This window comes from Pseudovibrio japonicus, assembly GCF_014651595.1.
Lineage (GTDB): Bacteria > Pseudomonadota > Alphaproteobacteria > Rhizobiales > Stappiaceae > Pseudovibrio > Pseudovibrio japonicus.
The window spans coordinates 204,111-216,422 of the sequence record NZ_BMXE01000003.1; the positions used below are offsets into that span (position 1 = coordinate 204,111).

Here is a 12,312-nt window from a genome sequence, read left to right on the forward strand (position 1 = left end):
CCCGGTTTATATTGTGCGGCGGACTGTCACGTTTCAGTCCGCCGTTGTTTTGGTACTTGCATATCACTGTATTTCCGAGTGACGATACTTATCCAGAGTCTTATAATAGTCTGGAAGGCGCGTGTGATTTTGCGCCAGTAATGGCGTAGACGCCCGTGCCTGCTTCCCAAACCCAAACAGGGAGTATGGATCATGGGAGAGAAGCATGTCGGAGTTGCCGGAGGCAGGGTTCGCAGCCCTCGTTCGGTTGCCATTATTGGGCCTTTTGCAAGTGGCAAGACCACGTTGCTGGAGGCTCTGTTAGCACGAACGGGGGCTATTGGGCGTCAGGGAAGTGTGGATGCGAAGAGCTCGCTGGGTGACAGCAGTGATGAAGCGCGCGACCACGCTATGAGCATTGAGGCAAACATTGCCACCTGCACCTATAAGGGCGATCAGTTCACATTTATCGACTGCCCTGGGTCCGTAGAGTTTCTGCATGAAGGCAACAGTGTCTTAAACGGTGTTGATATTGCCGTTGTGGTTGCTGAGCCAGATGAAAAGAAGATTGCAGCCCTTCAACTCATTCTTAAATCACTTGAACAGCGGAATATCCCGCATGTTCTCTTCCTGAACAAAATTGACAAGGCGACCGGTAGCGTGCGGGCGATGCTTCAGGCATTGCAGCCAGCTTCGAGTGTTCCAATGGTTCTGCGTCAGATCCCGATCTGGGAGAATGGCGCCGCGACAGGCTTTATTGATCTGGCGCTGGAACGAGCCTTTGTCTATCAGGAAGGCAAGCCGAGCAAGACAATCGAAATTCCGGATGATGAGCGCGCCCGTGAGGTAGAAGCGCGCTACGCCATGATGGAAATGCTGGCGGACCACGACGACGTTCTGATGGAGCAGCTCCTTGAGGATGTGACGCCTGAGAACGAGATTATCTTTGACGACCTTGTTCAGGAAATGCAGCGCGGTGAGATCTGCCCTGTGTTTATTGGCAGCGCGATCCAGGGCAATGGCATTCGCCGTTTGCTGAAGGCTCTGCGTCATGATGCACCAACCATTGTTGATACACGCAAGCGCCTTGGACTTAAGGAAAGCGATGCTGTTCTTCAGGTGCTGAAGACCTATCACACCTCTCATGGCGGCAAGCTCTCTGTTGCCCGCCTGTTTGGGGGCTCTGTGAAGGATGGAACGCTGCTTTATGATCGCCGCGTCGAAGAGTATCGTCCTTCTGGCTTGTTCCAGATGCAAGGGTTACAGCCGAAGAAGATCACTGAAGCGGTTGCTGGTGATCTGGTGGCCTTTGGTAAGCTGGAGGGCATTGAAACCGGCATGACCCTTGGAGTTGGTGCCAAACCTTCGCAAGACCTGTTTGTAGCCACCCGTCCGGACCCTGTGCTGTCAAAAGGCATCAAGGCGACTGAGCGCAAGGATGAGGTTCGACTTTCTACCGCCCTTTCCAAGCTGGTGGATGAAGATCCGTCCCTGAGTGTCGCTCAGGTGCAGAGTACGGGTGAGACCGTGCTTGAAGGGCAGGGCGAGATGCATCTGCGTGTTGCTCTTGAGAAGCTGACAGGGCGGTTTGGCTTGTCTGTGAAGAGCTTTGAGCCTAGTATTCCTTACAAGGAGACCATTCGCAGCAAGACCGAGCTGCGCGGACGCCACAAGAAGCAGAGTGGTGGTCATGGTCAGTTTGGGGATGTGGTACTGGCTATTCAGCCGATGCCACGTGGTGAAGGCCACAGCTTTGATGACACGATCACCGGCGGTGTGGTTCCCAAGCAGTACATTCCATCTGTCGGTGACGGCGTGAAAGAAGCGCTTCAGAAGGGGCCGCTTGGCTTCCCTGTGGTGGATGTGGCCGTCACGCTGAAGGATGGGTCCTACCACTCCGTTGACAGCTCGGATCAGGCGTTCCGTATGGCTGGAATACTGGCCATGAGGGATGGGCTGAAGGAATGCAAGCCCGTGTTGCTTGAGCCGATCGACAAGGTTGTTGTGGCATGCCCGTCTGATGCGACGGCGCGCGTCAACGCGATTGTCTCTGGCCGTCGCGGGCAGATCCTTGGATTTGATGCCCGTGAGGACTGGGATGGTTGGGATGAGGTGGAAGCCATGATCCCAGAGAGCGAACTTAGCGACCTTATTGTGGAGCTTCGTTCTGCAACAGCCGGCGTTGCGACATTCTCTCGTAACTTTGACCATCTGGCCGAGCTTTCCGGTAAGGCAGCCGACAAGGTGATTGAGAGCGGAACAGCAGCTGCTTGATACTCCAGACTGAGACAAAACAAAGAACCCGGGGCAGTGCTCCGGGTTTTTCTTTGCAGGCGGGGTTATGATCAGGCAGTTTCAGGCTCGTTGGTGAGTGCTTTGAGCCGGGAGACGAACTGCGTCATTTCGGTGTGCCCGCCTTTGGGAGCATCTGGCCATTGGGTCACCTTTATGCCCCAGTACTCTCTTGGGGTGCCTTTGTAGCGAGGCATGAGCCATATATGCAGGTGTTCTACAGCGTCGCCAAAGACCCATGTGTAGACATGTTCGATATGCGGATGTGCGTAGAGGAGACCTGTAACGTCTCCTATCAACGTACCCAGTTGTGCTGCCTGCCGGGGGCTGAGCTCTGACCAATTCTGAACGTGGATTCGGGGTTCAATGATCAGAGCGCCAATCAGGTTGGAGGCATCCTCAGTGCGGTCTGGCGCATGAGCGACAACAAACTCGTCATAGGCTTTAAAATTCAAGGCCAGATCAGGTGTGAGGGTTTTGTGTTTCTTACAGACAAAGCAATCATTCATGGTGCACCCGGAAAATACAGCTGGGTTAAAACCGCGAGGTTAACACAGCTGTTCATCGTGGCAATGGGCGGGGCGCTGCGTCTCGACTCAAGTTTCCTTGTTGAGAGGAGGGAGTGTGGCTGAGCGGGCCATGAGGCGGCCCAGGCAGGACCAGTCCTCGTCGGCAAATCCAGCTTTGATTGCGTTGCGTAGCCGATCTGATAGGAATTCCGTCATGGGCAGGTGCATGTGCAACTCTTCCGCTGCTTGCTGTGCCAGATCAACATCCTTCAGGCCCAATGTGGTCTTCATGCCTACGGCGGGGTTTTCCTCGCGGGCGATCAATGGTCCGTACCCCTGATACACGGGAGCGCTGAAGGATGTTTCTGTGACCATTGTGAGGAAGACTTCCGGATCTATCTCGGCTTTTCTGATAAGCGTGAAGCTTTCGGCCATTGCTTGCAAGGCAGCTGCTATCATCAGATTCATACCCAGCTTGGTCACTGCGGCCTGACGGGGTGTCGGGCCCATCCAAAACTGCCGGATGGAAATGGCGTTCATGACGGAGTGGGCGTCTTCCAAAGCTCTGGTTTCACCTGCCGCGATGGCAAAGAGTTCGCCTGCGGCGGCTTTGTCGGGCCGGCCCAGAACAGGCACACACAGGAACCTGACGTTGGCGCGCTCATGGGCGGCGGCCAGTCTGTCTACCATTGGCGGGCTGATGGTACTGTGGGAGATGGAGATGCTGTTCTCTTTTAAGGGGAGTGCCAGCGAGTCTCCAGATAGATAGATGGCCTCGACCGCTGCATCGTCTGAAAGCATGGAGCAGACGATGTCGCACTGATAGAATTTATCGAGAGTATCGGCCAGATGTGCGCCCTCCGAGACGAGAGAGGCAGCTTTTTCCGGTGAACGATTGTACACCGTCAGGTCGTGGTTTTTGTTGAGACACTGGGCCATTCCCAAACCCATGGCGCCAAGGCCGATAAATCCAACTTTCACTAGTTCACTCCTTCGCCTTGTCAGGCATACGTTGCATGACTCAACCTAGGCGGAGAGGTGTTTTAATGGGTGAAGGGAACCGGTTGGATTTGAGGAGACTTTTCCTGAAGGTGCCGTTTGGCAGTTAGCGAAGGTGCAAAATGGACATTTTGAGGGTGTGCAACTTCTGATCACGAAAAGCATCACGGGGGCTTTACTTGAAGTTTAAGATTTTTAGTCGCTAAATCAGAGGTCAATACCGGTCGATATGACCGTAACCCTTACTTGGTTGGAGATGGCAAGATGAACATTATTCATAGGCCTGAATGGATTATTCCGGAAAGAGAAGCGACACCTGAGGATGTGTTCTTCAACCGCCGCAGGTTTATGAAGGGTGTCGGCGCTGTTGGTCTTGGATTGGTTGCGGGTGGACCCGGCCTAGTCACCAGAGCGTTTGCGCAGGATGGTCCGGATCCAACCCTTAATCTTTATCCAGCCACGCGAGACCCTGACTTTACCCTGAATCGCGCGATTACGCCTGAGAGTGTGACTTCGGTTTATAACAACTTCTATGAGTTCGGCTCGCAAAAGACGATCTCAGGTGCAGCGCAGGCTTTGAAAATCCGCCCGTGGGCGATCACCATTGACGGGATGGTCGATAACCCTCAGACAATCGACTTTGATGATCTGGTGCGCAAGATTCCGTTGCAGGAGCGCCTTTATCGTCACCGCTGTGTTGAGGCGTGGGCGATGGCTGTGCCGTGGACCGGTTTTCCGCTTGCCGATCTGGTTAAGTATGCCGGCCCGCAAAGTGGTGCCAAGTATGTTCGCTTCGAGACCTTCGAGGATTCTGATGTGGCCAGCGGGCAGCGTCAGTTCTGGTATCCATGGCCTTACGTTGAAGGTGTGACCATGGATGAAGCTATGAACGAAATGGCTTTCATTGCGACTGGCATCTACGGCAAGCCGCTTTTGAAGCAGTATGGTGCTCCAATCCGACTGGTGCTGCCGTGGAAGTATGGCTTCAAGTCCATCAAGTCCATTGTGAAGATGACCTTAACTGATCAGCGTCCTGTCGGGTTCTGGGAGTCTGTTGGGCCGGGTGAGTATGGCTTTTGGGCCAATGTGAACCCTGACGTGCCACATCCCCGCTGGTCACAGGCGACCGAGCGCCTGCTGGGGACGGATGAGCGGGTTCCAACGCAGCTCTTTAATGGCTACGCAGAACAGGTGGCGTCGCTTTATACGGATCTGCAAGGAGAGAACCTTTACAGGTAAGCGCAGTCCAACGCGTTCTTAAAGGGCCTGAGCGGGTTGCTTGCTTGCGAGCAGCGGTCGCCGGGCCTTTTGTGTATCCGTTGATGCGCGTCGCTGCAGCTGTTGTTGGCGAACCGCCTTAGATGCTCAATGAATTTCGATAGTTGCAGAATTTGGCAGTGTTGAATTGGAAGGATAACCCTCCGGCTACTGTGGATAACGCAAAGACGGCCTGTCCTCGTCAAAAAGGGAAGCGGACTGGACCGCTGCTATTCTCCCGGAATGTGCAGAGTGATCTGGCCGCTGAGCCTTTCCATCCTGTCAGATTCACTGATGGCGTAAGAAATTTCGCCATAGATTGCGAAAAGTGCGCAGGCAATCAGAGTGTAAAATGCTTTTCTCAGGTCATTCACATCCATTACCTCGGATAATTGCCAATAGGTATGTTCCGATAAGTAAAGGATGCAAGCCGATTTGTAATTTCGTTGAATGATGGTGGTTAGAAACCACTGTTCGAGTATTTACCTAGTGAATTTATAGTTAATTCTGGTGAGTTTTGCAGAAACTACTCGTTTTTGGGATTCGGGAATACCTAGATTCTTATGGGTTTTCCCTTGGTGGTGATCGGCAATAGCCTGATGAATCCTAATGCCTCTGCGTGTAGCAATGCGTGTTGCTTTCTCAGGTTGCCTAAAAAATAAGCGACCTCCGGTTCGTTATTGGGCAGAGCGTTTTGGCTGCCTTTTGGCGATATCTTTTGCGCTCCAATCGACCTTTCCAACCTTCTGCGTTCTGCCTGATGCGGGCCTGTAGTTCTTGCTCGATTTGTTGTGGTGTAGTGGGCGTAAGCGGGTCTTTCTTGACCATTAGGTCAAGGAAACGCTTGGTCACCCCGGGCATTAGGCAAAAAAAAACCGGACCATGCGGTCCGGTTTAGAAGTGATGAATGATAAAGCACCTAATGGGTGCAATCACCTTCCAGAGGGGAACAGCTGATCGAGTGTTGAGGTCACTGGGAGGAGAGGTGTGACAACAACTGATCAACAGCTGGTGTATATATGCGGTGCAGTGATGAAATCACAATCCTATATTTTTGCATTGCAGCTATGCATTTTTCATATGTCTGGCAGGCTCGAAATTCCTTGTCAGATTTGATCAGTAACTTACAGATAACTCTGCGTTAGGTGTTGTCATTTCGGGAGATTAAGGCAAAAAAGAGCCTCCCGGGTTGTCCACGAGGCTATCAAAAAGAGCGGGATTTCTTTTGTTTGGTGGTGCAAATCCCGGAAATGATTCTCTTTAGGTGGCTAAAAATGCCATGCCAGTGCGTCCGAAAAGGTCAGCTTCTTCGGTTGCCCTAGTGGGTCCAGCGCTCGGCGTAGGAGACGAGGAAGTCTCTGAAGGCGGTGACGCGGGCGGTGTTCTTCAGCTCGGATGGATACACAAAATAGGTATCAAAGCTTGGTAGCTCTTCCTGTGTGACTGACATTACGCGTTTGATGCCCGCACCGGGTTCCACCATGTAGTCCGGCAAAATAGCGATCCCGACGCCGGTCTGAACGGCCTTTTTTATGCCGGAGAGGTTGTTTACGCGCAGGGAGACGTCGCGGCGCTCGCCATTGGGTAGGCCAGCGGTTGCCAGCCAGTTCATAGCACGCAGGTAGGAGGCCATGTTGTCGCCAATGGTGATCAGGCGGTGGTGATCCAGATCGTCAATGGTGCTTGGGCTGCCGTAGCGCTCAATGTAGGCGGGGGAGGCGTAAACGTGGAAGTGCACCGTAAAGAGCTTACGCTGGATAAGGTCCGGCTGTGTTGGCTGGCGCAGTCGGATGGCCACATCGGCTTCGCGCATGCCCAGATCCAACTCGTCATCCATGCAGATGATGTCCAGACGCATCTCCGGGTAAAGGTCCACGAACTCGTTGACGCGGGCGGTTAGCCATGTGGAGCCGAGGCCTACAGTGGTGGTGACACGGAGCGTGCCGGTTGGCTTTTCTTTGGTGTCTGTGAGCCGGGACTGGACGGTTTCCAGCTTTTGCAGAACTTCGCGGGCGGTTCTATACAGAAGCTCGCCCTGTTCTGTCGGAATCAGCCCGCGGGCATGACGATGGAAGAGGGGGACACCCAGCTCGGCTTCCAGCGCGCTGACCTGACGGCTAACGGCTGACTGGCTCATGTTGAGAGCTTCGCCTGCGTGGGTAAAGCTTCCTGCCTGTGCAGCTGCATGGAAAATTCGCAGCTTGTCCCAATCTAAAGAACGGCCTGGCATTTGCTTTCCCCCAATCTTCCCAGTTTCTTATTCGGCTGCTTCGGCTTCAGTTTCCAAAGCTGCCAGGTAGCGTTCTGCTTCCAGCGCAGCCATACAGCCCATTCCTGCGGCTGTTACAGCCTGACGGTACTGTTCATCAGTCACGTCGCCAGCGGCATATACACCGGGAATGGATGTCTGAGTTGAATCAGCTTCGGTCCAAATGTAACCGGATTCTTTCATCTTGACCTGATCTTTAACAAGATCAACCGATGGTGCGTGTCCGATTGCGATGAAGACACCGTGGGTAGACATCTCGCTGACTTCACCGGTCTTGCGGTTTTTCAGGCGTACACCGGTGACAACAGCTGGATCTTCGGTGCCGAGAATTTCTTCAACCTGAGTGTCCCAAACCACGTTGATTTTCTCGTTCTTGAAGAGGCGGTCCTGAAGGATTTTCTCTGAGCGCAGCGCATCACGGCGGTGAACCAGAGTGACCTTGCTTGCGATGTTTGCCAGGTAGAGTGCTTCTTCAACAGCGGTGTTGCCGCCGCCAACCACAACAACTTCCTTGCCACGGTAGAAGAAACCGTCACAGGTTGCACATGCGGACACACCGCCAGCCTGATACTTCTCTTCGGATGGCAGGCCGAGCCATTTTGCCTGTGCGCCGGTTGCAATGACGAGGGCATCTGCGGTGTAGATGGTGCCGCTGTCGCCTTTCAGCTCAAACGGGCGTTTGGACAGGTCAGCTTCCAAAATGGTGTCGTATTCGATCTTGGTGCCGACGTTTTCTGCCTGCTTGCGCATTTCTTCCACAAGCCAAGGACCCTGAATTGGATCGGCAAAGCCTGGGTAGTTTTCAACGTCGGTGGTGATGGTCAGCTGACCGCCGGTCTGCACACCTGTGACCAGAAGCGGTTCCAGCATTGCACGCGCGCCGTAGATCGCTGCGGTGTAGCCTGCAGGACCGGATCCTACGATCAAGAGTTTGGTGTGCTTAACAGTCATTTCCTCAGAACCTCAAATTTCGTGCGCAATCGGATAGTACCAGTGCTGTGTTAGGGAGGGGTTCTATCCGCTTGCTTGCTTTTGTTCAATCGCTTTGGATATGGCATCCGCAATATCCGGTGTAGCGTCTATTGGTTCATAAGTAGGTGCTAATATGTCGCCGGGGAAGGGATGAAGTACTCCCAAATCCTCCATTTTTGATAAAAACCTATCAAATTTTTTGTGAGCACCGGTCGGTCGGAAGCCATAAATAGGCTTTCCGGTGGCTGCCGCTTCGCCCACCATGTTGGTGGAGTCCGTTGTAACAACGATGATTTCTGCGTTTGCAAGGTACTGAATGATTGGGTTTTCGCCTTTGCCATTCCAAAACAGGTTGCCATGTGCTCCGCCCAGATCATAAAGCTCTCTTGAGAGTTCTCTGGGGGTGCGGCGCGAGCAGGTAATCATCAAAGAATGTGAGTGTGACAGGCTTTTAAGTGCAGTGACAAGTGTGTTGATATTGTCCGGCGTGAAGGTATGGTGCCGGGAATTACCGCCAACCAGCACGGCTGCCTTTGGTTTTGGCAGGGATGCAATCTCGTCCAGCGGCGTCTCGCGTGCTTCACTCAGCTTTTGTGCGGAAAAGCGATGTGGCGCGGTCAGCGTTGTCAAGATATTTTTGCCGGAAATGCTGTCATGTTCGGGTGCCCAGATAAAATCAGCAAATTTGCTGTTGATCTTTGGGTCCTTCAGGAAAACAGTAAAGGTCTTGCCCTTGGAAAGCCGCTTCAGTGCGCGTAAGTAGGGCACCGCTCTGCGCCCCGATGCTATCGCGACAGCGGGATAGGGTGGCGCAAGCGGGCTTTCTGGCTTATGTGGTGCATCTTTGGGATCAATGGGTCCCCAGGGCATGGCATAAGTGAAGAGCTTGCGGGGGGTAACTATTCGAATTTCGTAGGGCAGTCCTAATGCATCGGCGACACCGATGCACTGAGCGACGTCTCCGATTTTGCCATCTGTTAAAACCCACAGGTTTTGCGACATATTGTTCCCCTAGCTTTCGGGAAGTGTCCGCAAAATGCTATTTGTTGATATAGTCTGTCGCAAATAAGCAATAAACTAGCATCTTGCCTGACTTCGTGTTTTAGGCAGTGTTGTAAAACAGGTTAACTGTTAATCCAATAGGACAAGCAAAGGAGACGAGCTTGAAAGCGCGTCTGGATTCGATCGACTGGCAAATTTTGAAGGAGCTGCAGGGAGACGGCCGCATTACCAATGTGGAGCTGGCTCGTCGTGTAGGAATTTCTGCGCCCCCATGTTTGCGCAGGGTTCGGGCCTTGGAAGAAGCAGGTCTCATTCGCGGCTACCGCACTCTACTTGATGAGAAACAACTGGGGTATGAAGTCACCGCCTTCGTGATGGTTGGACTGCATAACCAAACAGAGACTGATCTTGTCGCATTTGAGGCACAAGTCAAGGAATGGCCGCTGGTTCGGGAAAGCTACATGGTGTCCGGTGAAGTTGACTTCATCATGCGCTGTACGGCTAAAGACCTGGAAACCTTCCAGAACTTCATCATTCGGGATGTGACTTCCACCAAGAATGTGGATCACGTTCGCACTGCACTGACCATCCGCCGTATCAAGGATGAGCCAAACGTGCCGATTGATAAGCCTGAGTACTTTTAAAAACTGTCTGCAGTTTATCCGAGGACCGGTTCCCAGGTTTCGGAAAGAGGTTCCCGGCACAGGAACCTTCAATGAATTTACAAACGGCCTTCGCGTAGGAAGGCCGTTTTTTTTGTGTCTTTGCGTTTAGTTGCGGAAGTCAGATGCCGCGGATGTTTACGAAAAACTGGGAGATTTCGTCGGACATGGCCTCACTTTGCTTGCTGAGCTCTGTTGCGGCCGAGGTTGCTGTGGCAACTGCGCGTTTGGACTCGTCTGCTGTTGCGAGGATGTTGGTCAGTTCGTTGGTTACGCCCTTGGCGTTTTGAGAGGCGGACTGAATGCTTTGCGAGATCTCGTTGGTTGCGATGGACTGCTGGTCCACTGAATCGGCGATTGCGGTTGCTGTGGTGCTGACTTCTTCAATCTTCTGCGAGATCGCTGAGATCTCTTCCACGCAGCGCTGGGTTTCGCTCTGGATTGCATTGATCTTGGAGGCGATCTCGTCGGTTGCCTGACTGGTCTGGCTGGCAAGGTCTTTCACCTCGCTTGCCACAACAGCAAAGCCGCGGCCTGCATCTCCGGCACGGGCGGCCTCGATGGTGGCGTTGAGGGCGAGCAGGTTGGTCTGTTCTGCAATAGCGCTGATGAGTTCAGTTACAGCGCCAATCTCGTTGGTGGCTGTCTGAAGGCCGAGGACGGTGTTGTTGGTGCGTTCTGCATCCTTGGAAACAGTCTGGGCTGTTTCTGCGGAGCGGGTGACCTGTGACCCGATTTCGGCAACGCTTGCGGACATTTCTTCAACGGCTGCAGCACCGGACTGAACGTCCGACGCGGTGTGGTCTGCTGACTGGTTTGCCGCCTCAGCTGCCATCTGGCTCTGCTCAGATGTTTCGCGTAAGGTCAGCGCTGAGTTCTCGACGCGGGTACCGACTTCCTGCGTCTGCTGCATACGTTCGCTGATGGCTTGCTCGAATGTGTTGATGGCAGTTTCTAGCTGGCTGGTGCGTTCGTCGCGCTCTTCTATGTAGTGGCGATGGTAGGCGGAGACTGCCTGTCCCATATCGAACATGACAGCTTTTTGCAGAGCGATCAGGCTTCGCGCCAGGCGCTTTGCAGAGAAACGCATCTTGCTTGAGAGAACTTTTGTGAGCTCTTCAAGTATGAAGGTATACCCACCAATGTACCAATCCGGCGCCAGGTCTGCATGGACGTGGGCGCTGCCAATCTGGTCAACGCGCTCGATGTAGGAGCTGTCGAAACCGGCGGTGAACAGGATCTGCCAGTGGCTGGCCTGCGCCTTCTTGAGCCAGTCGACCTTATTCGAAACCTTCTTTTTCAGCTCGGGATCACGCTGAACGTGGTCGTAAAAATCACTTAGTATCCGTGGCAGATGGCCCTCAACGATGGGCCAGATTTCTGACAGTGTCTTTATGATCTGACTGTCGATCTTGAAAAAGCCGAGCTGGTTTTTCAGGCCTGAGCTTGAATTGGTTGTCATGGCAGCAAATTTCCCGTCAATTTGTCAGAGTATTTGCATTTACAAGGATTAATAGTAAGTAGATTTGCTCACACTGAAATTAGAATGTTTACCTGCAATTGTATTTTTACGCGCGAAACAGCTGGGTAATGATGTGTGTGTCGCAGAGGGATATGCGATAATGTCGCTGTTTTCTGCCGATTATTCAAAGTTTCGTGCAGATCTACTCACCAATCAAAAAAATGCGGTGTGCGTTCCTGAATGAGTGGATAACTCGTTAAGGTTGTATAAAAAATGCCGCTTGGCGCGGCACTCTTATTTCTTCAAATCATGTTTTGTCGAGTTTGCATCGCAGGCTATCCCAGATAAGGAGGGGCCTTGCTGATGCGCATTCAGCTCTACAATCAAATTACCCGAATTGGACTTCGGTAATCTCGTAGCCGCGTGCGCCACCTGGTGCTGTCACTTCAACGCTATCACCAACGGACTTGCCGATGAGTGCGCGCGCAATTGGGGAGGAGATAGAAATACGGCCACGTTTCACGTCGGCTTCAACATCGCCAACGATCATGTATTGCTTTTCTTCCTCTGTATCCTCATCGATGAGAGATACGGTTGCGCCGAATTTGACAGTGTCGCCATTGAGTTTGGTCAGATCGATGACTTCTGCAAGTCCCAGAAGGCCTTCCAGTTCGTTGATCCGGCCCTCATTGAGGCTCTGTTGTTCCTTCGCTGCGTGATATTCCGCATTCTCTGAAAGATCACCGTGAGCACGGGCTTCGGAAATGGCTGCAATAATGCGCGGACGTTCTTCGGTCGTGCGATGCTTCAGCTCTTCTGTGAGCATCACATAACCTTCAGGAGTCATTGGCACCTTTTCCATGGCTCGTACACCTTTCTAACTTTGTGGTGGTGTGGCCCATCACACTA

At 52.9% G+C, this 12,312-nt stretch carries 10 protein-coding genes; 3 read left to right on the forward strand and 7 right to left on the reverse strand.

Annotated elements, in window-relative coordinates; genetic code table 11:
* The first annotated feature begins 192 nt into the window (after nucleotides 1–192).
* The gene (locus IE076_RS09530; protein WP_189436552.1) at nucleotides 193–2,253 is read left to right on the forward strand and encodes an elongation factor G; all 2,061 of its coding nucleotides are present in this window, start codon (nucleotides 193–195) and stop codon (nucleotides 2,251–2,253) included.
* 71 nt (nucleotides 2,254–2,324) lie between these two features.
* Here the strand turns inward: IE076_RS09530 and IE076_RS09535 are convergent, their stop codons facing one another.
* Nucleotides 2,325–2,780 (reverse strand): HIT family protein, encoded by a 456-nt coding sequence (locus IE076_RS09535; RefSeq protein WP_189436553.1) that lies wholly within the window; start codon nucleotides 2,778–2,780, stop codon nucleotides 2,325–2,327.
* 87 nt (nucleotides 2,781–2,867) lie between these two features.
* On the reverse strand, nucleotides 2,868–3,761 hold the full coding sequence (locus tag IE076_RS09540) for an NAD(P)-dependent oxidoreductase (RefSeq protein ID WP_189436554.1): 894 nt from the start codon (nucleotides 3,759–3,761) through the stop codon (nucleotides 2,868–2,870).
* Nucleotides 3,762–4,043: 282 nt separating this feature from the next.
* Here IE076_RS09540 and msrP point away from each other — a divergent pair, with 282 nt between their 5' ends.
* The gene (msrP, locus tag IE076_RS09545; protein ID WP_189436555.1) at nucleotides 4,044–5,018 is read left to right on the forward strand and encodes a protein-methionine-sulfoxide reductase catalytic subunit MsrP; all 975 of its coding nucleotides are present in this window, start codon (nucleotides 4,044–4,046) and stop codon (nucleotides 5,016–5,018) included.
* A gap of 1,336 nt (nucleotides 5,019–6,354) precedes the next feature.
* On the opposite strand, the gene IE076_RS09550 is transcribed toward msrP, so the two are convergent.
* The 3 genes from IE076_RS09550 to IE076_RS09560 all read right to left on the reverse strand — a co-directional run bounded on the left by IE076_RS09550 (nucleotide 6,355) and on the right by IE076_RS09560 (nucleotide 9,279).
* Nucleotides 6,355–7,266: a LysR family transcriptional regulator gene (locus tag IE076_RS09550; RefSeq protein ID WP_189436556.1), complete on the reverse strand. Its 912-nt coding sequence runs from the start codon at nucleotides 7,264–7,266 to the stop codon at nucleotides 6,355–6,357.
* Between the two features lie 27 nt (nucleotides 7,267–7,293).
* Nucleotides 7,294–8,256, reverse strand: a complete 963-nt coding sequence (trxB, locus tag IE076_RS09555) for a thioredoxin-disulfide reductase (RefSeq protein ID WP_189436557.1) — start codon at nucleotides 8,254–8,256, stop codon at nucleotides 7,294–7,296.
* A 63-nt stretch (nucleotides 8,257–8,319) separates the two neighbouring features.
* Complete coding sequence (locus IE076_RS09560; protein ID WP_189436558.1) at nucleotides 8,320–9,279, reverse strand: mitochondrial fission ELM1 family protein; 960 nt, start codon at nucleotides 9,277–9,279, stop codon at nucleotides 8,320–8,322.
* A 161-nt stretch (nucleotides 9,280–9,440) separates the two neighbouring features.
* Between IE076_RS09560 and IE076_RS09565 the strand changes: the two genes are divergently transcribed.
* On the forward strand, nucleotides 9,441–9,923 hold the full coding sequence (locus tag IE076_RS09565; RefSeq protein ID WP_189436559.1) for an Lrp/AsnC family transcriptional regulator: 483 nt from the start codon (nucleotides 9,441–9,443) through the stop codon (nucleotides 9,921–9,923).
* Nucleotides 9,924–10,062: 139 nt separating this feature from the next.
* Here IE076_RS09565 and IE076_RS09570 read toward each other — a convergent pair whose 3' ends face one another.
* Complete coding sequence (locus tag IE076_RS09570; protein ID WP_189436560.1) at nucleotides 10,063–11,403, reverse strand: globin-coupled sensor protein; 1,341 nt, start codon at nucleotides 11,401–11,403, stop codon at nucleotides 10,063–10,065.
* 388 nt (nucleotides 11,404–11,791) lie between these two features.
* Nucleotides 11,792–12,265: a transcription elongation factor GreA gene (gene greA, locus IE076_RS09575; RefSeq protein ID WP_189436561.1), complete on the reverse strand. Its 474-nt coding sequence runs from the start codon at nucleotides 12,263–12,265 to the stop codon at nucleotides 11,792–11,794.
* Nucleotides 12,266–12,312: the final 47 nt, after the last annotated feature.

Coding starts and splice junctions, on each gene's coding strand:
- IE076_RS09530 (WP_189436552.1), top strand. CDS start 193: ATGGGAGAGAAGCATGTCGGAGTTGCCGGAGGCAGGGTTCGCAGCCCT.
- IE076_RS09535 (WP_189436553.1), bottom strand. CDS start 2,780: ATGAATGATTGCTTTGTCTGTAAGAAACACAAAACCCTCACACCTGAT.
- msrP (WP_189436555.1), top strand. CDS start 4,044: ATGAACATTATTCATAGGCCTGAATGGATTATTCCGGAAAGAGAAGCG.
- IE076_RS09550 (WP_189436556.1), bottom strand. CDS start 7,266: ATGCCAGGCCGTTCTTTAGATTGGGACAAGCTGCGAATTTTCCATGCA.
- trxB (WP_189436557.1), bottom strand. CDS start 8,256: ATGACTGTTAAGCACACCAAACTCTTGATCGTAGGATCCGGTCCTGCA.
- IE076_RS09560 (WP_189436558.1), bottom strand. CDS start 9,279: ATGTCGCAAAACCTGTGGGTTTTAACAGATGGCAAAATCGGAGACGTC.
- IE076_RS09570 (WP_189436560.1), bottom strand. CDS start 11,403: ATGACAACCAATTCAAGCTCAGGCCTGAAAAACCAGCTCGGCTTTTTC.
- greA (WP_189436561.1), bottom strand. CDS start 12,265: ATGGAAAAGGTGCCAATGACTCCTGAAGGTTATGTGATGCTCACAGAA.